Origin of the sequence: uncultured Caldilinea sp. (assembly GCF_937128415.1) — a bacterium.
GTDB lineage: Bacteria > Chloroflexota > Anaerolineae > Caldilineales > Caldilineaceae > Caldilinea.
Genome location: NZ_CAKZMJ010000036.1, coordinates 19,171 through 41,054, shown reverse-complemented (window position 1 = coordinate 41,054; position 21,884 = coordinate 19,171). Strand labels below are relative to the sequence as shown.

The 21,884-nt window shown below is 62.4% G+C and carries 18 protein-coding genes; 8 read left to right on the top strand and 10 right to left on the bottom strand.

Translation table 11 applies throughout. The features are described from left to right. Positions 1–8 precede the first annotated feature (8 nt). From Q0367_RS06090 to Q0367_RS06055, 8 genes are all read left to right on the top strand, one after another. Complete coding sequence (locus Q0367_RS06090) at positions 9–1,112, top strand: RuBisCO large subunit C-terminal-like domain-containing protein (protein WP_298981240.1); 1,104 nt, start codon at positions 9–11, stop codon at positions 1,110–1,112. After that, the gene (locus Q0367_RS06085) at positions 1,109–1,549 is read left to right on the top strand and encodes a cupin domain-containing protein (protein ID WP_297635993.1); all 441 of its coding nucleotides are present in this window, start codon (positions 1,109–1,111) and stop codon (positions 1,547–1,549) included. Before Q0367_RS06090 ends, Q0367_RS06085 begins: the two co-directional genes overlap by 4 nt. A gap of 199 nt (positions 1,550–1,748) precedes the next feature. After that, positions 1,749–2,747 (top strand): dihydroxyacetone kinase subunit DhaK, encoded by a 999-nt coding sequence (locus Q0367_RS06080; RefSeq protein ID WP_297635990.1) that lies wholly within the window; start codon positions 1,749–1,751, stop codon positions 2,745–2,747. A gap of 10 nt (positions 2,748–2,757) precedes the next feature. Continuing rightward, a complete protein-coding gene (gene dhaL, locus Q0367_RS06075) occupies positions 2,758–3,399 on the top strand; it encodes a dihydroxyacetone kinase subunit DhaL (protein WP_298981239.1) in 642 nt (213 codons plus the stop codon). A 249-nt stretch (positions 3,400–3,648) separates the two neighbouring features. Continuing rightward, positions 3,649–3,963 carry a stage V sporulation protein S gene (locus tag Q0367_RS06070; RefSeq protein ID WP_298981259.1) on the top strand — a complete coding sequence of 105 codons (315 nt, stop codon included), beginning with the start codon at positions 3,649–3,651 and terminating at the stop codon, positions 3,961–3,963. A gap of 18 nt (positions 3,964–3,981) precedes the next feature. After that, on the top strand, positions 3,982–6,105 hold the full coding sequence (locus Q0367_RS06065; RefSeq protein WP_298981238.1) for a YafY family protein: 2,124 nt from the start codon (positions 3,982–3,984) through the stop codon (positions 6,103–6,105). A gap of 173 nt (positions 6,106–6,278) precedes the next feature. Further along, positions 6,279–9,674 carry a UTP--glucose-1-phosphate uridylyltransferase gene (locus Q0367_RS06060; protein WP_297635978.1) on the top strand — a complete coding sequence of 1,132 codons (3,396 nt, stop codon included), beginning with the start codon at positions 6,279–6,281 and terminating at the stop codon, positions 9,672–9,674. Positions 9,675–9,681: 7 nt separating this feature from the next. Next, a complete protein-coding gene (locus Q0367_RS06055) occupies positions 9,682–11,028 on the top strand; it encodes a C69 family dipeptidase (RefSeq protein ID WP_298981237.1) in 1,347 nt (448 codons plus the stop codon). Between the two features lie 573 nt (positions 11,029–11,601). Here Q0367_RS06055 and Q0367_RS06050 read toward each other — a convergent pair. The 10 genes from Q0367_RS06050 to Q0367_RS06005 form a co-directional block, all read right to left on the bottom strand. Beyond that, positions 11,602–12,372, bottom strand: a complete 771-nt coding sequence (locus Q0367_RS06050; protein ID WP_298981236.1) for an inositol monophosphatase family protein — start codon at positions 12,370–12,372, stop codon at positions 11,602–11,604. After that, entirely contained in the window at positions 12,369–13,187 is an 819-nt protein-coding gene (locus Q0367_RS06045; protein WP_298981235.1) for a carbohydrate ABC transporter permease, read from the bottom strand. Before Q0367_RS06045 ends, Q0367_RS06050 begins: the two co-directional genes overlap by 4 nt. Further along, complete coding sequence (locus Q0367_RS06040; RefSeq protein ID WP_297635967.1) at positions 13,184–14,038, bottom strand: carbohydrate ABC transporter permease; 855 nt, start codon at positions 14,036–14,038, stop codon at positions 13,184–13,186. Before Q0367_RS06040 ends, Q0367_RS06045 begins: the two co-directional genes overlap by 4 nt. A 56-nt stretch (positions 14,039–14,094) precedes the next feature. After that, entirely contained in the window at positions 14,095–15,420 is a 1,326-nt protein-coding gene (locus tag Q0367_RS06035) for an ABC transporter substrate-binding protein (RefSeq protein ID WP_298981234.1), read from the bottom strand. 60 nt (positions 15,421–15,480) lie between these two features. Further along, a complete protein-coding gene (locus Q0367_RS06030) occupies positions 15,481–16,272 on the bottom strand; it encodes an ABC transporter permease (RefSeq protein ID WP_297635954.1) in 792 nt (263 codons plus the stop codon). A 3-nt stretch (positions 16,273–16,275) separates the two neighbouring features. Further along, positions 16,276–17,112 carry an ABC transporter permease subunit gene (locus tag Q0367_RS06025; RefSeq protein WP_298981233.1) on the bottom strand — a complete coding sequence of 279 codons (837 nt, stop codon included), beginning with the start codon at positions 17,110–17,112 and terminating at the stop codon, positions 16,276–16,278. A 146-nt stretch (positions 17,113–17,258) separates the two neighbouring features. Continuing rightward, on the bottom strand, positions 17,259–18,365 hold the full coding sequence (locus Q0367_RS06020; RefSeq protein ID WP_298981232.1) for an extracellular solute-binding protein: 1,107 nt from the start codon (positions 18,363–18,365) through the stop codon (positions 17,259–17,261). Positions 18,366–18,424: 59 nt separating this feature from the next. Continuing rightward, a complete protein-coding gene (locus tag Q0367_RS06015) occupies positions 18,425–19,498 on the bottom strand; it encodes an ABC transporter ATP-binding protein (RefSeq protein ID WP_298981231.1) in 1,074 nt (357 codons plus the stop codon). A 19-nt stretch (positions 19,499–19,517) separates the two neighbouring features. Continuing rightward, positions 19,518–20,297, bottom strand: a complete 780-nt coding sequence (locus tag Q0367_RS06010) for an SDR family NAD(P)-dependent oxidoreductase (RefSeq protein ID WP_298981230.1) — start codon at positions 20,295–20,297, stop codon at positions 19,518–19,520. A gap of 90 nt (positions 20,298–20,387) precedes the next feature. Further along, positions 20,388–21,875 (bottom strand): FGGY-family carbohydrate kinase, encoded by a 1,488-nt coding sequence (locus Q0367_RS06005; protein ID WP_298981229.1) that lies wholly within the window; start codon positions 21,873–21,875, stop codon positions 20,388–20,390. Between the last annotated feature and the right edge of the window lie 9 nt (positions 21,876–21,884).

Here is a 21,884-nt window from a genome sequence, read left to right as displayed (position 1 = left end):
AAGTCACCGTGCAAGACGCTTTTTCTGTCATCTATCACGTCCGTTCCACTCCCAAAGAGATTGCAGGCCGCGCCGAAGCCATCGCCCTGGAGCAGAGCGTGGAGCTGCCGCGCGCGGCGGTGCGCGATCCGCACATCGTCGAGAACATCCTGGCCCGCGTCGAATCGATCGCACCGCTCGGCGACAATCTGTTTGAGGTGGCGATCCGGCTGGCGCGCGTCACCACCGGCGACGAGCCGGCGCAGCTCCTGAACATGCTGTTCGGCAACACCTCGCTCCAGGAAGATGTCTTGCTCGTCGACGTCGTCATGCCGGACGAAATGCTTTCGGCCTTCGTGGGCCCTCGCTTCGGCGTGACGGGGCTGCGCGCATTGCTTGGCGCCGAAGCGCGAGCGCTCACCTGCACGGCGCTCAAACCGCAGGGGCTTTCCAGCGCCCAGCTCGCCGACCTTTGCCGCGTCTTCGCACGCGCCGGGATTGATCTGATCAAAGACGACCATGGGCTGGCGAATCAGTCCTTTTCGCCCTTCGCAGAGCGGGTGGCGCGCTGCCAGGCCGCCGTCGAACAGGTCAATGCAGAGACCGGTCGGCGCTGCTGCTACGTCCCCAACTTGATCGGCTCCCCGCGTCAGATTGCGGATCAGGTGCGCATCTGCCGTGAACTGGGCGTGCGCGTCGTCATGGTGGAGCCGATGCTGGTGGGCATGGCGCTGATGCACGAGCTGGCCGCCGACAATTCCGGCATGGCGATCCTGGCGCATCCGGCCTTCGGCGGCGCGCTGCGCATTGCCCCGGAGCTGCTCTTCGGCAAAATTTTCCGCCTTTTCGGCGCCGACGCCGTCATCTATCCCAACTACGGCGGGCGCTTCAGCTACAGCCAGCAGACCTGCAAAACGCTGGCGGAGAACCTGCGCCGCCCCTGGGGCGAGGTCAAGGCGGCCTTCCCTGTGCCCGCCGGCGGCATGCAGGTGGATCGCGTGCAGGAGATGCTCGACGTTTACGGCAGGGATGTGATCCTGTTGATCGGCGGCAGCCTGTACATAGCGGGCGACGCGCTCCTGGAGCGCAGCCGCGTCTTCGTCGAAAATGTGCAGAAAGGATTTGTCGCATGATCTTCCGCGCGCATTTGGGCGAATGCCGTTGGGAAGGCACGCCGGTGCTCGAATACAAGCAGGATGGAACGACGACCTTTCGCCACGTCACCCGACAGACCCTTTTTGAAGGTGAGGGGATGGAGTTTCAGTGGCGTTACTTCGAGGTGGCGCCGGGGGGCTATTCCACGCTGGAGCGGCACGAACACGAGCACGCCGTCATGGTCGTGCGCGGCGAAGGCCGCGTCCTGGTCGGCGATGCAGTGCATGACATTCGCCTCTACGATCTGATCCTGGTGCCTCCCATGACGTGGCATCAGTTTCAGCCGGCGGGCGATGAGCCGTTGGGCTTCCTCTGCATCGTCAACGCGCGCCGCGACCGTCCACAGCTTCCCACCGCCGCCGACCTCGAAGCCTTGCGGCGGAATCCAGAGGTGGCTGCATTTATACGGGTGTAGCGGGGGAAGCAGAGAAGGACGCAGCGCCGAACGATGGTTTTTAACAAAACAACTGGGCAATTATCGTAGCTGCGGCTCTCAGCCGCGGTCGGGATGTCACGCCGGAAGCGTGGCCTGACGCCAGACGTCGGTCATCAACCGACGGCGGTTGCTCCTAAGAATCTCCAATACGAAGCATCTCCAGGGAGGAGGAGGCGCAATGACCAAACTCTACAACGATCCGGCCGATTTCCGTGAAGAGTTGATCGAAGGCTTTGTGGCCGCCTATGGCCGCTTCGTCCGCCGCGTGCCCGGCGCCTCCGGCGTAATGGCGCTCGATGCGCCGCGGCCGGGCAAGGTGGCGCTCGTGATCGGCGGCGGCTCCGGCCACTACCCGGCTTTTTGCGGCTACGTCGGGCCTGGGTTGGCGGCTGCGGCGGTGATGGGCAACGTCTTTGCGGCCCCTTCGGCGGAGCAGGTCTATCGCGTCACCAAGGCGGTGGCGAGCGACGCCGGCGTGCTCTACTGCTACGGCAACTACAGCGGCGACGTGCTCAACTTCGACATGGCGGAGCTGCGCTGCCAGGAGGAGGGGATCGACGTGCGCACCGTGCGCGTCACCGACGACGTCGCCTCCGCCCCGCGCGGGCAGGAGGACGAGCGCCGCGGCATCGCGGGCGACTTTTTTGTCTTCAAAATTGCAGGCGCTGCGGCTGCACGCGGGGACAGCCTCGACGAGGTCGAGCGGCTGGCGCGCAAGGCCAACGCACGCACGCGCTCCTTTGGCGTAGCCTTTGGCGGCTGCACCCTTCCTGGGCAATCGGCGCCGCTCTTCACCGTCGAACCCGGCCGCATGGAGCTGGGCTTGGGCGTGCACGGCGAGCCGGGCGTACAATCCAGCCACATGCGACCGGCGCGCGAGATCGCCGACCTGTTGCTGGACGCACTGCTCGCCGACGCGCCGCCCGACGCCGGATCGACGGTGGCGGTGTTGCTCAACGGCCTGGGCGCCACCCAGTACGAAGAAATGTTCGTGCTCTACAAGGACGTGCATCGCCGCCTGCTGGCCGAAGGACTTTCGCCCTACAAGCCGATCGTCAACGAAATGGTCACTTCGCTCGACATGGCCGGCTGCTCCCTGACGCTCTGCTGGCTCGACGAGGAGCTGACCCCCTTGTTGGACGCCCCGTGCGCTTCGGCGGCTTACATCAACTGCTGAGGATGGATTTATGGGTTCATCGGAAATCGCTGTAGCTGTGGTGCGCCGCTGGCTGGCGTTGGCGTTGGAGGTCATCACCGCTCATGAGGAAGAATTAGGCCGACTCGACGCCGCCGCAGGCGACGGCGACCACGGCGCCACGATGGTGCGCGGGCTGCGCGCCGCCAATGCCGCCGTGGAAAAAATGTCGGACGGCGCCGGCCGGCTGCTGATCGAAGCCGGCGCTGCGTTCAGCGACGCCAGCGGCGGCGCCTCCGGCGCATTGATCGGCGCGTTGCTTTCCAGTGCAGGCCGCGTCCTCGACGATGGACCTTTCGACACGGCGACGGCGACGAAGGCGCTGCAGGCCGGCCTGTCGATGGTCATGCGGCTCGGCAAGGCGCAGCCGGGCGATAAAACGCTGGTGGATGCGCTGAAGCCTTTCGTCGATGCGTTGGCGGCGCAGCCCGCCGACCAACCGCTGCTGGCGGCGTGGCGGGCGGCCTTGCCTGCTGCACAGGCCGGCGCTGCAGCCACGCGGGAGATGGTCGCCAAACGGGGGCGCTCCGCCAAACTGGGCGAGCGCAGCCTGGGGCATGCGGATCCCGGCGCCACGTCGCTCGTCTATCTCCTGCAGGCGATGGAGACGGCGCTGGCGGAGGAGTGCGGGTAAAGAAGCGCTTTTGGGCAAAAGACAGCTTGACATGTTCTAGAGGGCGATGACTTCCGCTCGTCCGCGCTGCACCTCCGTCGCCCCAGGGTGGGTCTCCCACCATCAACGCTGCATCAACGTCCACCCCTGTACAAACAGAGTCGAGAACTGACAACCGAAGAACAATGCAGAGCCGCTCCTGCGGAAGCGGCCGCTTTCTGCAGCAGTGGTTTCTGCCTCCATCGGCGTTTGTACATCGGGAGAGTCATGATGAGCGTTGCTATCAAGGTCTCAGCGCAATCACGAACCAGTGCGGTGGCGGGCGCAATTGCGGGGATGATGCGCGAGCGAGGATGCGCCGAGATTCAAGCCATCGGCGCCAGTGCGGTCAATCAAGCGATCAAGGCGGTGACGATTGCGCGCAGCTACGTAGCCGAGGATGGTTTCGATCTCGCCGTTGTGCCGGGTTTTAAGCAGGTTGAAGTCGAAGGCGAGGAGCGCACAGTGCTCCATTTGAAAGTTTTCAAGCTGCCTCTGGCGCATGATGCGCCGAACAGGGCGGCGCCGTCTGTGCAGGATGCGTGAGCCAGGAGACGGTGGCCATTGACTTTCGACGAGCTTTACCTTGCGCAGACTGCTTGGCTGTCAGCGTTGCCTTACGACGCGTTGCGCCGCATCGGCGACTTCCTTGGCGTCGGCTTGCGCGGAGAAGCGCGCAACCGCAAAGAAGGCTGGGTGGCCGCCATTGCCGCACATTGGAGCGATCCGGTGGAAGTTCAGCGATGCTTCCAATGCGCCTCTGCAGCCTTCCGCAGCGCATACGACCGTCTGCGTCGCACGCCCGAGCTACCCGCTGCGCTTTTTCTGGCCGAATATGGCGGGCTGCGTTCCTTATCCGATCTCGCTCCTCCCCACTCGGTGGCGGAGCAGCTCTTTCTTTCCGGGCTGCTTCATGCCGCCGAAGGAGGCGTCCCCTTCTCCGCCGCACGTTTGCGCGTCCTTCCGCTGCCTGGGCTGGCCCCGCTGCACGAGGCCCCTGCGTCAAGCGCTCCGTTTCAGCTCGATCCACGTCAGCCGCTTTTCGATTTTGTGCAGATGTTCTGCTTCTGGCTTCAGCAACGAGAGCCGCAGCTGCTACAGGGGCGCTGGCTGAGGCCCAATTCCGCCCGCCAGCTTTATGCTCGATTGCGCCCACAGGAAGCATCAGCCTCTCTACGCTCTCATAAACAGTCGCCCCTTCTACGCACACTCTGGTTTCTGGCGCGCCACGCTAACCTGATCGCGCCGGAGGTCACCGTCCTCGGCTGGCGTTGGCTGGAGCTGTCGCCGACCGAACAACTTACCATGCTTTGGGAGGCATGGCTCCAGGATGGGGATGATGAACGAGAACGCAGCGCCTATTTGCAACCGGACGCACGATGGGGAATCGCTGCTCGACGCGCGCTCGCTGCATGCATGGCCCGCCTGTCCGGCGCATTCACAGCGCAGAGGCTGGCCGATGCGTGGTCAGTCGATCCTACTCTACCGGTCACTTTTTTCACCACCCATTTCCATACGTTCGGCGACGTCGAACGCAGCCTGCGCCTGCTGCTGGAGACAGTCTTCCATCTGCTTGGCGTCGTGGCGCCGCTCGATACAGAACATTTCGCCCTCACCGACGTTGGTCATCAACTCCTTGCTCAGGGTCGGCTCCTCTTGAGCGCATCTCCATGGTCTTCCGGCGAAGCCGCTGCTGCAGGGTGGTCGCCTTCCCAAGACGAGCGATCCCTTACGCTGCGGTTCGCCTGGTGCGCCTCTTCTTCGGCGCAGGCGCGTATCGCTCTCTTCAGCGAAGATCTGCAAGCGATGCACGGCGCAGCGCCTCAGAACGCTGCAACCGACGTAGAGGAGGATGCGTCCGCTTCCGTTTTCTCTTTGGCCCGTTTTACGCCGGAGAGCATGGCCGCAGCCGCCGTCCAGGGCCATGGACTGGCGCATCTTTGGCATGCGCTGCGCCTGCTGGGATTGCCTTTGCATACGGAGGAGATCGCCCGACTGCATGCCTGGTGGGAGGCGGGCGATCAGGTCACGGCCACGCTGCTGCCGATCCTGCGCACGCGACGCCCGGAGCAGCTTGCGCAACTTGTCCAGGACGGCGATGCGCAGCGCTGGCTGGTGGAAGTTCTGTCGCCGACCGCTGCCGTCTGGCGTGGAGATGCAGAGGTGTTGCAAAGCTGCCTGCGCAAGGCGGGGCTTCCTGCGGCGCTCGATCTGCCGACGGAGCGAGAGGTTGCGGCCAATGACGCCGCAGCGCTCTGGCTGGCCGGCCGCCTCTATCAACGGCTCGGTCGCTTCCTGCCGCTGCCTGCGCCCCTTTCCCATCGCGCGCTGGACGCCCTCTTTGCGCAACTGACGCCGCTGCAGCAGGCCGCAGTGCAGGCGCAGCAGGCGGCGCTTCTGGAGCACCTGGCCGATCTGCTCGACGCGCTGCCGTTCACCCCGCCGCCGTCGCCCGCCGACCCGGAGCAGTGGCGTGGACGTCTGGAAACCGCCATCGCTCGTCGGGCCTCGCTGCTGCTCACCTACGTCAGCGCCGGACGCAACCTGACGACCCGGCGCCGCGTCGAGCCGCACTGGATCGAAACGCGACGCGGGAGCCTTTATCTGCGCGCCTACTGCTACAACGCAGGTCGGGTGCTGACCTTTCGCCTGGACCGCATTCTGGCCATCGAAGAAGGCGAAGCCTGATTTTTTGCGGAGAACAGCTCAAGGCGCGCTTCTTGCGTTCATAGACAGGAGTAGGACGGGTGAGGCTTTCAGCGGGGGAAGTTGGAGGTTGTATTTCGCTTGCGCTACAATTCATTTGCTTGAAGTGAATCCATGAATCTTATCTTTCATCGACTTGATCCGCCGCCGTTATCATGAGCCAACTGATTCAAATCATCACTGCGCAAGACCCGCAGGTGCGCAATCGTTCGTTGGACGCGTTTTGCCGCCGCGCCTCGTTCGATGAGCTGCGCGCCGAATGCGCTGCGCTGGACGCCTTTCGCCGGCGCAGCGAAAATCTCTACGAGCGCGTGCGCGCCCTCTTCTTCCTGTACGCCATCTATCGTTTTCACCTGCCGCAAAGACCGGAGCTGCAGCCGGGCGGCTGGATTCCTTTTGAGGGCTATGACAACTTGCTCAAACGGCGCTTCGAGGAGGCGATCGATCTCTTCCTGGCCGTTCCCCTCAGCGACGGCTCCGCCAGCGCGCTGGCCGAGGCCTACCGCCGCCTTGGCTTTCAGACGCTTGCCAATCAGGTGCGACGCAGCGTCCGCTCCGCGCGCGGCAACCAGTGGATGTTCCGCATCGGCCATCCGGCGGATCAACCGTTGCGCGTGCGCGAGGAGCTTTACATGAACGTGGGGAACTGGGGGAATGGGGCCGCAACGAGCCGGAAAGATCGGACGACGCCTTCCTCTGCAGCGCCTCCCCCTCACCAATCTGCGCATTTGTTCCCCATCCTTCACGAAGCCACGCCTGTGCGCATGGATCTCAGCCACAGCGGCTGGAGCGACATCTTCTTTCTGGGCATGGATTACCCGGAAGGCGCGCGCGTGCTCAATATCTCCATTGACCTGGCGGTGCGCGGGCAGAGCGATGGCCGACCCAGGCCGCCGGTGGAGAGCTTTTTTCGAGTGATCGACCAGCCCATCCTCCGCCTGGTCAGCGTCGACCTGGGCGCCATCGCCGAAATCAGCTCGCTGGCCGAGGTGTTCGACTTCGCCCGAGATTATCTGGGGCTGCTCAAGGCGGCGGTCATCGCCTCGGGCATCGTCCCGCCCGGCGTCGAAGGCTCCGGCCAGTCGCTCGCCGACCTGCTGGCGCGGATGATTCGGCCTGGCTACGGCATCGAGCTGGTCAGCCAGGTCAACGGCATTCCCAAAGGCTCGCGGCTGGCGGTTTCGACCACATTGCTCGCCTCGTTGATTGCGGTCTGCATGCGCGCCACAGGCCAGGCGCAGTCGCTCACCGGCCCGCTCACCGAAGAGGAGCGTCGCGTGGTGGCGGCGCGCGCCATTCTGGGCGAATGGCTTGGCGGCTCCGGCGGCGGCTGGCAGGATTCCGGCGGCGTCTGGCCCGGCGTCAAGCTGATCGAGGGCGTAGAGGCCGGCGAAGGCGACCCGGAATACGGCGTTTCGCGCGGGCGGCTGCTGCCGCGCCACACGATCCTCGGCCCCGATGTCGTAACGCCGGAGACGCGACGGCGACTCCAGGAGAGCCTGGTGCTTGTGCACGGCGGCATGGCGCAGGACGTCGGCCCCATTTTGGAGATGGTGACCGAGAAGTATCTGCTGCGCAGCGAGGCCGAATGGGCAGGCCGGCAGGAGGCGATGCGCATCTTTGACCAACTCACCGACCTCCTGCGACGCGGGGACATCCGCGGGATCGGCCAGGGCACGGAGCGCAACTTCCGCGGCCCGATACAGACCATCATCCCCTGGGCGAGCAATCTCTACACCGAAACGCTGATCGACCGCGCCCGCGCCGCCTTCGGCGACGACTTCTGGGGCTTTTGGATGCTGGGCGGCATGGCGGGCGGCGGCATGGGCTTTCTCTTCGACCCGCGGCGCAAGCCTGAAGCGCAAGGCTGGCTCGAGGAGACGATGCGGGCGGTCAAGCGCGATCTGGAGCGCGCCGCGCCGTTCGCCATGGAGCCGGTGGTCTATGACTTCGCCATCAACGAGCGCGGGACGTGGGCGGAGCTTTGCACGGGCGAGCAGGCGCTGATGCCGGCAGGCTATTACATGTTGACCGCGCCGGCGTTGATTCGCCACGAGCAGCGCAGCCTGTCGCCCTTCCGTCGCGCCGAGCTGGAGGCCTTCGGCGCCGCCGCGCGCACGCAGCCGGCCCTGGCGGGCATGGTGCAGGCGCTTTTCGATCAGTTGCTGCCGCCGCGCGAGCAGGGGATCGACCGTCAGCAGAGCCTCGCCGCCTTGCTCGAAGCCAACGGCTTCGACCGCATCCAGCATGAACAGATTCGCGCCGACCTGCGCAGCGGGCGCATCGGGCTGGCGCAGAACCGCCTGCCCGTGCGCACCGTCATCGAAGACGTCGCAGCCGACGATGTGAACGACATTGCGCGCCTTTCGGAAACGGAGCGGGCCAGGCTGCAGCAGATCGGTCTGGAGGCGCTGGCTGCAGGCGCAGCGGCGGTGGTCACGCTGGCGGGCGGGGCAGGCAGCCGCTGGACAAAGGGCGCCGGCGTGGTCAAGGCGCTCAATCCTTTTGCGCGCATCGGCGGCAAACATCGCAACTTCATCGAGGTGCATCTGGCCAAAAGCCGTCGCATCAGCCGCCTGGCCGGTGCGCCGCTTGTGCACATCGTCACCACCAGCTACCTCACGCATGAGCCGATCGCCGAATTCCTGCGCCGCGAACAGAACTACGGCTATACAGGCCCGCTGCTGCTTTCACCCGGGCGGGCCGTCGGTCTGCGGCTGGTGCCGATGGCGCGCGATCTGCGCTTCGCCTGGGAGGAGACGCCGCAGCAGCTGCTCGACGAGCAGGCGCAGAAGGTGCGCGAAAGTTTGCACGCTGCGCTGATCCAGTGGGCGCAGCAGATGGGCGAAGGATCGGACTACACCGACAACGCGCCTCTCCAGTGCCTGCACCCGGTCGGGCACTGGTATGAAATTCCGAACCTGCTGCGCAACGGCGTATTGGCGCAGTTGCTGGAGGATCGACCCCAATTGCGCTGGCTGATGGTGCACAACATCGACACCCTGGGCGCCGACGTCGATCCGACGTTGCTGGGCTGGCATATCGACCGCGGCGCAGCGATGACGACCGAGGTCATCACGCGGCGCATTGACGACCGCGGCGGCGGCCTGGCGCGCGTCGATGGGCGGCTCCGGCTGGTGGAAGGGCTGGCCATGCCGCGCGAGGAGATTGAGTTTAACCTGACCTACTACAATTCGGCCACCTATTGGATCGATCTCGACCGTCTCCTCGTCGCCTTCGGGTTGACGCGCAGCGATCTCGCCCACGAAGAGAAGGTGGCTGCGGCGGTGCGCAGCGTGGCGGCCAGGATGCCTACGTATGTCACGCTCAAAGACGTGAAAAAACGTTGGGGCAAGGGTCAGGAGGATGTCTATCCGGTGACGCAGTTCGAGAAGCTCTGGGGCGACATGACCACGTTGCCCGGCTTCGACTGTGCGTTCGTGGCCGTCCCGCGGCTGCGCGGGCAGCAGCTCAAGGAGGTGGCCCAACTCGACGGCTGGCTGCGCGACGGCTCGGCGGCCTATCTAGAGACGCTGTGCGAATGGAGGTGAACGCGCCATGTGCGACACGCTGGTGATGACGCCGGAGGCGACGGCGGATGGCGTCGCGCTCTTCGCCAAAAACTCCGATCGGGAGCCAAACGAGGCGCACCATCTCATGGTGGTCCCAGCCCTCGACCATGCGCCGGGCAGCCGCGTGCGCTGCACCTACATCGAGATCGAACAGGCTGCGCACACCTACGCCGTGGCGCTGGCCAAGCCCTTCTGGATTTGGGGCGCAGAGATGGGCGTCAACGAGCACGGCGTCGCCATCGGCAATGAGGCGCTTTTTACACGAGAGCCATATGAAAAAGAGGAGCGGTTGCTTGGCATGGACCTGCTGCGCCTGGGGTTGGAGCGGGCGGCCACGGCGCGGGAGGCGGTGGAGGTGATCACGGCGCTGCTGGAGCAATATGGCCAGGGCGGCAACTGCGGCTTTCAACGGCGCCTCTACTACCACAACAGCTTTCTGATCGCCGATCCAACGGACGCCTGGGTATTGGAGACGGTCGGCAAGCGCTGGGCGGCGAAGCGCGTGCAGGGCGGCTACTCGATCTCCAACGCCATCACGCTGGGCAACGAGTGGGACATGGCATCGCCCGACCTGGTCAGGCATGCGATCGGACGGGGATGGTGTCGGTCGGAAGCGGAGTTCAACTTCAGCCGCGCCTATTCCGACTTCCTGTACACGCGCTTCAGCGATGCACATAAGCGTTGCGCTGCGACCACGGCGGCGCTGCACAGCGTCGGCGGACGCGCTACCCCCGCCTCGATGATGGCTGCGCTGCGTCTCCATGCGCCGGAGGCCGGCCCGGATTGGTCGCCTGCACAGGGGTTGACGGGCGCCACCGTCTGCATGCACGCCGGCTATGGCCCGGTGCGCCGCAGCCAGACGACCGGCTCGCTCGTCGCCTATCTGCATCCCCGTTGTTCGCTGCTCTTCGTCACCGGGACCGCTGCCCCTTGCACAAGCATCTTCAAACCGCTGTGGGTCGACACGCCCCTGCCGGAGAGCGTCGGCCCCGCGCCCACCGGCGTCTATGACCCGCATTCGCTCTTCTGGCGGCACGAACGGCTCCATCGCTCCATCCTGCGCGATTATCCGCGTCGCATTGCGGTGATCCAAGAGGAGCGGGCGGCGCTGGAGCAGGAGCTGCTTGAAGAGGCGCTGGCCTACTGCGATGCGTCGCTAGAGCGACGGCGGCGGATCGTCGAAGAGGGATTCCGTCGCGCCCTGGCTGCAGAAGAGCGTTGGCTGACGCGCATCGCCGCGCTGCCCTCGACGAGACGCTTGCCGTTTTTGTATGCCCGCGCCTGGGCCAGCTTCAACCGCGAAGCCGGCGCGCCAATGGATGCGATCGTGTAGGTTTCATCGTCGCTGCAGGTGGGCCCTCACCCCTGGCCCCCTCTCCCAAGGGTGGGAGAGGGGGGATGGCCCTCACCCCTGCAAATGCACCCGAATTTCACCGTAGCTGCAGCTCGCAGCCGCAGGTGCTCGGCAGCCCCGTGGGGAAGGCCCTCACCCCCTGGCCCCCTCTCCCAAGGGTGGGAGAGGGGGGATGGCCCTCACCCCTGCAAATGCACCTGAATTTCACCGTAGCTGCGGCTCGCAGCCGCAGGTGCTCGGCAGCCCCGTGGGGATGGCCCTCACCCCCTGGCCCCCTCTCCCAAGAGTGGGAGAGGGGGTGGAGAGCGCCGAATTTCCTCGTAGCTGCTGCTCGCAGCCGCAGGTGCTCGGCAGCCCCGTGGGGATGGCCCTCACCCCCTGGCCCCCTCTCCCAAGAGTGGGAGAGGGGGGATGGCCCTCACCCCTGCAAATGCACCTGAATTTCACCGTAGCTGCGGCTCGCAGCCGCAGGTGCTCGGCAGCCCCGTGGGGAAGGCCCTCACCCCCTGGCCCCCTCTCCCAAGGGTGGGAGAGGGGGCAGGAGCGCCGTCGCTACCCCAAGAGCGCCACAATCTCGGCGTGCAGCGCCGCCGGCGCTGCAATCACTTCGCCTCGACGCAGAAACGCATCGCCTCCTCGGTAATCGGTCACAAGCGCCCCGGCTTCCTGCGCGATCAACGCGCCGGCGGCGATGTCCCAGGCAGCGAGGCCGTGCTCCCAGTAGGCGTCGAAGCGACCGCAGGCCACGGCGCACAGGTCGAGCGCCGCTGCACCGTCGCAGCGCACCGTCAACGCCCGTTTGACCATAATTCTCCACAGGTCGGTGTTGTCGTTGGCGCTTGTCCAGGCGTCGTAAGGAAAGCCAGAGGCGACGACTGCGGCGGCCAGGGAAGAGGTGGACGCCACGCAGATCGGCTTCTGATTGAGCGCGGCGCCTGCGCCTTTCTCGGCTGCGAAGCATTCATCGGCGAGCGGGTTGTAGACGACGCCTACGACCACCTCTCCGCTGTGTTCCAGCGCAATCGAGACGCCGAACAGCGGATAGCCCCGCGCAAAGTTCGTGGTGCCGTCGAGTGGGTCGATGATCCAGCGAACCTGCGCCTGCGTCCCCTTGCTGGCGACGCCCTCCTCGCCGAGGATGGCGTAGGCCGGAAACGTTTTCTGCAGGATGTCAACGATGAGCGCTTCGCAGCGCCGGTCATATTCGGTGACAAGCTCTTGTGCGCTCTTCTGCTCGACGGCGAACCCTCCCCGTCGCCATCCTTCGCGCAGCAGCTCCCCGGCGGCGTACGCCGCCTCCAACGCCACATCGAGCGGATTCATCCTTTGACGATCCCTCCTCCGAAACCGCGCACCAGATAGCGCTGCACGAGAAACGATAAGACGATCATCGGTGTGATCGAAAGCAGAATGGCGGCGGACATCTGTCCTAGCTCCACCCCGCGAAAAGTCCAGTAGCCGGCGACGCCCACCGGCAAGGTGCGGCTGTCCCCTCCGCTGAGCAACAGCGCGTAGAACAGGTCGTTCCAAGAGAGAATGAAGGCAAAGAGGGCCGCTGCTCCCAGTCCCGGTCGGGCGGTCGGCAGCAGCACGCGATAGAACGCCTGCCATTGCGTGCAGCCATCCACCATCGCCTGCTCTTCGAGGTCGCGCGGGATGTCGTCGAAAAAGCCGATTAGAAACCAGACGACGAAGGGGAGGATGAAGGTCAGGTGCGCGGCCGTCACTGCCCAGAGGGTGTTGAGCAGGCGAATGTTGTACATCAGCAAGAAGAGCGGCACGATCAGCACCGCAGGCGGCAACATCTGCGCGGAGAGCACGACGAATCTGGCTGCGTCGCCGCCGACGCGGAAACGGGAGAAGGCATAGGCGGCCGGCGCTCCGGTTGCCAGCGAGATGGCGGCCGTCAACGCGCCGACGACCAGGCTGTTCCACGCCTGCCGGGGGATGTCGGAGCGCACCACCGCCGCCCAGTTGGCCAGGGTCGGCGTGAAGCCCCAGTCCAACGGGCGGTTGATCGCCGCTGCGTCCTTCAAGGATGCGATCAGGATGAACATATAGGGAAAGAAGACGGCGACGAGCGCTGCGCAGAGAATGAACAACGCCGCAGCGTCGCCTGCATAACGGCGAAATTTCACGAGGTCGCCTCCCTGCGCACAACATAAAAGAGCACGACGACAAAGAGGAGAATGACCGCCATCAAAACATACGCCATCGCTGCGGCCTCTCCGGCGCGGTAGTACAGAAAGCCGACGCGATAGATGTGGTACTGGATCGTCTCGGTGCTTTCGCCCGGCCCTCCGCGCGTGATGGCGTAGACGTATTCATACACCTTGAAGGCGTCCAACATGCGGATCAGGAGGCTGGCCAGGATCACCGGCCGCATGAGGGGGAAGGTGATATGGCGCAGCGCTTGCCAGCCGGTGGCGCCATCGACGCGCGCAGCCTCAAACGGCTCCGGCGGCAGCGCCTCCAACCCGGCGAGCAGGAGCAGCATCATGAAGGGCGTCCATTGCCAGACGTCGATGAGGGCGAGGCTGAACAGCGCCAGGTTGGGGCCAAACCAGTCAACATCCACGCCGACGCTGCGCAGCAGATGCGGGATGACGCCCAACTGTGAGTTGAGCAGGAAGCGGAAGATCAACCCCACAGCGATGGGCGTGATGAAGGCGGGCGTGAGCAGCAGCGCTCGAAAGACGTGGCGGAAAGGGGTGGCGCGATGGAGCAGGATCGCCAACAGGAAGCCAAGCGCAAACTCCAGCCCGACGGCTACCGCCACAAAGATAACGGTGTTGCGCATAGCGTTCCAAAAGGAGCGATTCGTCGCCAGCGCCGCATAGTGCTCCAACCCCACCCATCGCACGTCGCCCACCGCGGTGAGCCGGTAGTCATGCAGCGAGGCCCACAGCGAAAAGAGCAAAGGGTAGATGAGCACTGCGGCCAGCGTCACGGCCATGGGCAGGAGAAGTCGGTATTTGAAAGGGATCATGGTTTCATCAACGGAGCGGCTGTGGAGGAGAGGGGGCCGCAAGCCCCCTCCTCCTTCTAGGAACGGGCCAGGATCTCGCGCACCTTGGCGGCGGCGGCGCTCAACGCTTCGGCGACGCTCATCTCACCGGCGACTGCGCTGTTGAGGTAGGTGCCGACCTCGTTGATGATCTCCTCGGCGCTCTGCCCGCGCGCCAGCGGCTCGGCGTCTTCCAAAATGCGCAGCACCGTTTCGTAGTACTCGCGGCCGAACCCCTTTTCCCAGACTTCCGGGTCGTTCATGACGCTGGTGCGGATCGGCGCGCCGCCCAGGATGACGCGCTCTTTGTCCACAGCCGGCGAGGTGAGCCAGCCGATGTAGCGCCAGGCGGCGTCCTTGTTCGCCGTGTTGGCCGGGATCGCCCAGTGCCATGCGCCGAGCACCGCTTTGCCGCCCGGCGGCTCATAGAGCGCAAAGGCGCCCGCCAGGTCGCCGGCCGGCCCGTCGGCCTTGTTGAGCGTGGGCAGCATCCAGTTGTACGAGAGCATCGTCGCCGCCTCGCCGGCCGCCATGGCGCGCAGCGCCTCGTCGAAACCCCAGTTCAGCGAGTTGGGCGGCGCAGCGGTCTTGTACATCTCAATGTACATCTCCAGCGCCTTTTGCCCCGCCTCGTTGTCGAGGATGACGTTACCCTCGGCGTCCATCAGATTGCCGCCTGCGGCGTAGAGCCAGTTTTTCCACTCTTCAAAGACCTTGTAGCCGCGCTGGGGCTGCATGGCTGCGCCGTAAATCCCCTGCGCCATGAAGAATTGTCCGACCTCCAGATACTCCTCCAGCGTGGTGGGAATTGTGAGCGGACGTCCATACTCGGCCTGGAATTTCTCCTGATTGGAGGGGTCGTCGAACAGGTCTTGCCGCACGATCAGGCCCAGCGCGTAGTTGTAATAGGGGACGCCGTAGAGTTGACCGTCCACCTCGCCGATGGCGCGCAGCGGCTCGACGAAATCCTGCAGGTTGTACCCTTCCTGTGCTGCTATGTAGTCATCGAGCGGGGCCAGGAAGCCCGCCTTGGCGAACTCGTCCATCCAGGGATTGTCGACGATGATGACGTCGTAAGTGGCCTGGGGCGCCAGGAACGAGGTTAGAATCTTGTCGCGCATGGCGTCATAGGGCATGGGGTCGAAGCGGATGCGCACGTCGGGATGCTCCGCCTCGAAGCGCTTCGTCAGCTCCGCCACGATGTCATAGTCCGGCACCTGCTCCATGATGACGGTGAGCGTGACCGGCTGCGCAGAGGGGGGCTGCGCCGGTGCAGTCATCGGCGCGCAGGCGCTCAGAACAAGTGCAACGACCAGGAGCCAGGGGGCGAAAAGCTTGTAAATTGATCGAAGTTGCGTTTTCATGTTTCACCTCTTTTGGTTCAGACTCTAGCACGCATGAACGAAATATAACCTGGGAATGGCTCAGGCGGCGCGTCTATCTGGCCCGCCGCGTATCTGGGCGCTCAGGTAGGAAATTGCAATAAAGGAAAGCAGAGAATTGTAGACCAGGAATGAGGAAATGGCGCTGGCGATGCGCATGTCATTCCGTATCTGCTGAAACAATTGCAGAGGGAGCGTCTGTCCTGTGAAGCCGGCCACCATACTGGTCACTTCAAACTCTCCGATCGAGATGGCAAAAACTACCAGTGCACCGACGAGAATGCCCGGCATCACGTTTGGAATAATTACATAAACCAACCGCTGCCAGAGATTAGCGCCCAGGCTTGCCGCCGCCTCCGATAACAGTCTTTCGTTCAGTGTTCGGAAAGAGGCCAGTGTATTGCGAAACATGAAGGGCAGTCCGATCAACGAATGGGCAATGATCACCATCCAGACGTTTCCGCTCAACATTAAAGGTGGGCGGGAGAACGCCAGGACTAGCGCTGTTCCTACAGTCACTGGCGGAAAAATTAATGTCAAAATCGGAGCGGTGTCTCGAATCCAACGGCCAAAAGGAGTGTCCATGCGATTCAGTGCATACGCAGCGGGTGCAGAAATGAGGAGAGTGATGGAAACAGCGGCGAATGCAACCACAAGCGAAGTGAGTAAGGCGGAATACGTTCGAGGTCTGGTGAGGATCGCCTCATACCACTGCAAAGTAAATCCTTGTGGAAAGATATCTTGCCAGAAAAGACTGAATGAAAAGATGACCGGCATGCATAGGGGCACAACAATAAAACTAATCAAGAACAAAAAGAGCAGGCGTTTTAGCATTGTTTATCCCCCAGGTCGCAGTTTCTTTTCCATTCGACTCAATGCATAAAGGACGCAGCCGATTAGGATGATCAGTGTGATTGACAAAGCCGCCGCCTGAGGTAAGTTATACGTAGACTCCGATGTGTGATAGTAAATTTGAATCGAGAGCAGATTTTTGGCGCCGCCCACTAAAGCCAGCACAGTACCGAATGCGCCCAACATACCGGCCAACTGAATGCTGAGCCCGGCGAGAAAGCCTGGCGCAAGGATCGGAATGATGATATATCGCCATGTCTGCCAAGGTTTGGCGCCCAGATTACGCGATGCCTCCAGCAGGCTGCGATCCAGATTCTCAAACACCGCTGCCATTGTGAGCGTCATGAGAGGAACCTGGTAAAAAGAATAGACAACCACCAAACCTGGCCATGAGTAGATGTCAAAATAAAAGTCTCGCGGAAGACTGAAAAGACGCTGCACAATCAAATTCAGTACGCCATTTCTGCCGAGAAGCACGATAAATGCAAACGCAACCACCAGACCAGAGAGGGTCAAAGGCAAAGAATACAGCGAGAGAAGAAAGTTTCGTTGATTTCTGGGAAGTGTGACTGCAATATAACCAACAAATGTTCCGGCAACTGCGCCAACCAGACTGCAGGCTGAGGCGAAGAGTAGGCTATTCCGTATTGCGGTGACATAGTGAGGCTGTGTAAAGACATTCAGATAGTAGCGCAGCGTAAAGGCCTGTGACGTTTCATCGAGAAAACTCCGAACAGCCATATTGGTCAGTGGATATAGTTCAAAAAAGGCCAGGAACAACAAAAATGGCGCCAAAAATAGGTGCTCTACTCGGTGCTTCATGGCCTATCTAAATCTCCTGTTAGTGAGGCGCCTTTTGGTACAAAGCGACTCGGAGTACAAACAAAATTTTAGCTCTTTTCTAAGTAGCTGATAGGCTGTGTGGGGTGGCGAGCGGGAAGTTCACTTCCCGCTCGCCTACCCTCTCGTCACTCGCTGGCGCCGGTGAGGGCCGCCCAGGTTGCCTTCAGGTCTTCAGAAATTTCGGCATCCCGTGCATAGTCGATAAAGCTTACGTTTGCGTACTGTTCCTGCGGCGGGAATTCCGCTGCAACTTCCTCGGGGATTTCCACTGACGGATTAATAGGGGACACGTACGCTTTTGCGTAAAGCTTCTGCCCATCTCCGCACAGGAGAAATTCGAGGAAGAGTTTGGCTGTGTTCGGATGGGGTGCATTACGTGCAGCAATGACGCCGCCGCCGGAAGCAATCGTCCCATCAAGCGGGATGATCACTTCCGCAGGCACGCCAAGGTCTTTCTTCCACTGCAGGAGATTGTAGTCAAAATTGATCAGGATAGCGACCTCGCCTCGCTGGAATTTGCTGACATCGACTTTGGGATCAACCGAGGCGATGATGCCCGCCTTGTGGAGCTCCGCCAAAAATTCTGAGCCTGCTTTGTAGTTATAGGGATCGCCAGAAACGGCATACGAAACCGCCTCCACTGTGTTGACGCCGGTGCCTGTTGCACGGGGATCCAAATAGCTGACAAGTCCCTTGAACGCAGGGTTATTCAGCTCTTTCCAGCTTCGAGGCGGCTCTTTCACGATGTTGGTGTTAACGATCCATCCGAGTGTTCCCTTGTACGCAGCCTGCCAGACGGATCCGTTCGCACCGATCCCTTTCTGTCCCTCCGGCAATTCATCCCAGCAGCTCACTTTATAATCCATTGTGAGCCCAGCTTCGGCCAGCTTGGCGGCAAAGGAAGGTTTGAGATCGGCAACATCATTCTTACTGGCGTTTTCCTCTGTCATACGAGAAAGCACGACCGAAGATCCCATGTCAATGTCTTGTTGAACGATTCCATAGCGACGCTGAAACTCGCCAAATATCTCCCCGTAGTTCGCCCAGACTTCTGGCATGCCGTAGGTGTTGATCACCCCTCCTTCGGCGCGCGCTAAAGACTCCAAATCTTCGCCTTCGCTTGGGGGCGCAGTTTGCAGCGCTGATGGGGGCGCTGCGACTGGCGCACATGCCGCTAAAAGCAATAGGGCTGCCATCATTACGCCGATCACCTGAATCATCCGACGGTTCATCTGTCTGCTCCTTTCTCCTGATTCACCTTAGTTGCCTGAAACGAAACAAAGAATTTGAGTTATGACAGAATCAAGAAGGCTGATTCTGGAGAAAACGTCGCAAGCACCTGTTGGCCGGTTTCGAGACGGTCGGCAGCTTCAGCGGTTAGATTGGCGCGTAAAATGAAGTCACCCTGACAACGAACAGTGACGCGTACATTAGCGCCCAAAAATGTGAGCATATCGATTACCCCCTCCAGTAAATTGCTAGGCAGGGACTCACTCGTTTCTTGCGGAGAAAAGATTTTGATCGATTCAGGACGCACCGCCAGATAAGCCTCCTGGTGGCCGGTGTGTTTTTCTGCATTCGATACCCGAAATAGACTAGACTGCCAGCGGAAAACACCTTTGTCCACGATCCTGCCTGGGAAGAGGTTCATCACTCCTACAAAAGTGGCAACGAAGAGATTTTTAGGATGACGATAAATCTCGATGGGGCTTCCCACCTGTTGAATGACACCTCGGTCCATGACGACCACCCGGTCTGAAATCGAAAGCGCCTCTTCCTGGTCATGGGTCACATAGATGGCGGTGAGGCCAAGTTTTTTCTGAATGCTGCGAATTTCATTGCGCAGTTCTTCTCGAATCTTGGCATCCAGCGCAGACAGAGGTTCATCAAGCAACAGGATTGCCGGCTGTTTTGCAAGCGCACGGGCAAGGGCCACCCTCTGTTGCTGCCCTCCAGATAACTGACTAGGGTATCGGTGCTCAAGACCTGGCAGTTGAACCAGATTGAGCAGTTCGGCAACTTTTTCCTGCCGTTCATGTCGAGGCCGACCTTTTATCTTGAGCGGAAACGCAATGTTTTCCGCGACTGTCATGTTTGGAAACAGGGCGTAGGACTGAAAGACCATCCCAACATCCCGCATTTCTGGAGGCAATGAGTTTATGTTGCGCTCACGGAAGTAAATTTCACCTTCATCCGGTTGCTCAAAACCGGCGATACAACGCAATACGGTCGTCTTGCCGCAGCCAGAGGGGCCAAGGAAAGAGACGAATTCTCCTTGCTCCACGAGAAGGTTAAATCCGTCAACCGCTCTGATTTTTCCGAAGCGTTTGCCGACGTTGTTCAGGCGCAACACAATATCGCCCATGGAAGGCCCCTTGCTAGCTTCAATCCATCCACGCGCCGCCGTTGACGTTGATCGCCTCCCCTGTGATGAAATCTGCGTCCTCCGAGGCCAGAAAGACGATCACCTTCGCCACGTCTTCGGGCGTTTCGAGGCGTCGCAGCGGCGTGTCCTGGATGTACAGAGCGCGCACTTCCTCGGGCGCAACGCCGCGCAGCTGCGCTTCCCATTCCACCTCTCGCTCTTGCATGGAGGTGCGCACGTAGCCGGGACAGACGGCGTTGACGGTGATTCCATAGGGCGCCAGCTCGCCCGCCATTGCCTGGGTCAGGCCGATGACGGCGAATTTGCTGGCGACGTAATGGGCCAGGAAGGGCGCGTTGCCCCGTTTGCCCGCCATCGAGGCGACGTTGATGATCTTGCCGCCTCCCTGGGCGATCATGCGCCGGGCGGCGACCTGGCTGCAGAGGAAGACGCCCTTGGCATTGACGTTCATGTTGTAGTCCCAGTCCCGTTCCGTGAGGTCGACGAAACGGTTCATGGTCGAGACGCCGGCGTTGTTGACCCAGACGTCGAGCCGGCCATACCGGTCGAGGATCGCCTGCAGCACGCGCTCCGCCTCGGCCTGGTCGGTCACATCGAGCCGCCACGCCGTCGCCTCGCCTTCTTGCGCGCGAATTTCCGAGGCCGTCTGCTGCGCCCATTCCATGTTGAAGTCCGTCACGGCCAGCGCTGCGCCTTCTCGCGCCAGCGCCAGAGCCGTCGCTTTGCCGATTCCCGAACCGGCGCCGGTGATGGCGATCCTTTTTCCCTTCAGTCGCATAGTCGTCCGCCTTTGCTGCTGTTCTCCTGGAAAGCTCGAGGGCTTTCCAGAAGATTGCGATCGAGTGACAAACAATCAGACAATCAGAATTTACGAAGCTAGACCCGCCAGGCGAGGGTAGACATCCTTCAGCGCTTCGTAGATGGCTCGATACAGGTGAAAGAATTCCCGATAGCGAGCATGGTTGGTTAGATTCGGCTCGACCACACCCTCGATCTGGATGTAACGCTCGATCTCTTCCCACCGTCGAAAAGCGCCGACGCCCATCCCCGCCACGAAAGCGGCGCCCAGCGACGAGCCTGGATGACGGGCGATCTGTTCCAGCGGCAGGCCCAATACGTCTGCCGTGATCTGCTTCCAGAGCATGGAGCGCGCGCCGCCGTTCGTCACGCGTGCGCGCGTGGCGCGCAGTCCACGCTCGGCCAGCACCTCCAGATGGTGACAGAAGCCGTAGCCGATCCCCTCCAGGATGGCTCGGAAAAGATGCGCCCGCGTGTGACTGAGCGTGAGCCCCACTACGGTGCCGCGCGCCAGCGGGTCGTGCAGCGGCGTCTTCTCGCCGAGAAAATAGGGCAGCAACACCAGCCCCTCGGCGCCGGGCGGCAGCGCAGCAGCCTCGGCGTCGAGCGCAGCATAGTCGGTCTCGGGTGCGAAGGCGTTGCGAAACCATTTGATGATGCTGCCGCTGGCGGCCATGCAGCCGTTCACCAGATAGAGGCCGGGGATGACATGATAGTCGAGGAAAAGACGAGCGTCGATGATCGGCTCGGAGACGCAGTACAAGATGTCGCCGGCGCCGCCCAGCTTGACAAGCAAGTCTCCCCCCGCCTTCAAGCCGGCGGAAAAAGCCGAGGCGACATGGTCGGCGCTGCCGGCGACGACAGGCGTTCCGGCCTTTAGACCGGTGTCGTCGGCGGCGTCCTTTGTCACCTCGCCGACGATCTCGGCAGGCCAGCGCGGGGCGGCCAGCCAAGTTCGCGAAATGGTGGAAAGCGCCAACAGCTCATCGTCCCAATCTTCGGTGTGCAGATCGAACAGGCCGCTTTCCAGCGCCCAGTTGCGTTCGATCGAGAAGGCGCCGGTCAGGCGATGGGCGATGAAGTCATAGGAGCCCATCACGCGGACGGCCTGCGCCATCGTTTCCGGCTCATGCCGGCGCAGCCAGAGAAGCTTCGGCCCGATGCTCTGCTGCGTGATGGCGCTGCCGGTGCGCTGCAGGATGTCCTTCTCCTCCGTCCGGCTGCGGAACTCCTCAATTTCCTTCACCGCCCGTGCGTCGTTCTGCTGGATGGAAGGGCGCACGACGCGTCCCTGCGCATCGAGCAGCACGAGGGCGGGCGTCATGCCGCTGACGCCCACGGCGGCCACTTCTTCTGCGTTCACTTGCGCAGAGCGCAGGCATGCGGGAACGGCCGCACAGACATTGGTCCACCACTCTTCTGCGTCCTCCTCAGCCCAGCCGGGCTGCGGCGAGCGCAGCGCGCTGGGGCGTTCGGTCTCCGCCAGGAGACGCCCTTCTGCATCGATCGCGATGACTTTGGTGGCGGTGGTGCCAATGTCAATGCCCAGCAGAACCATCCTTGCCCT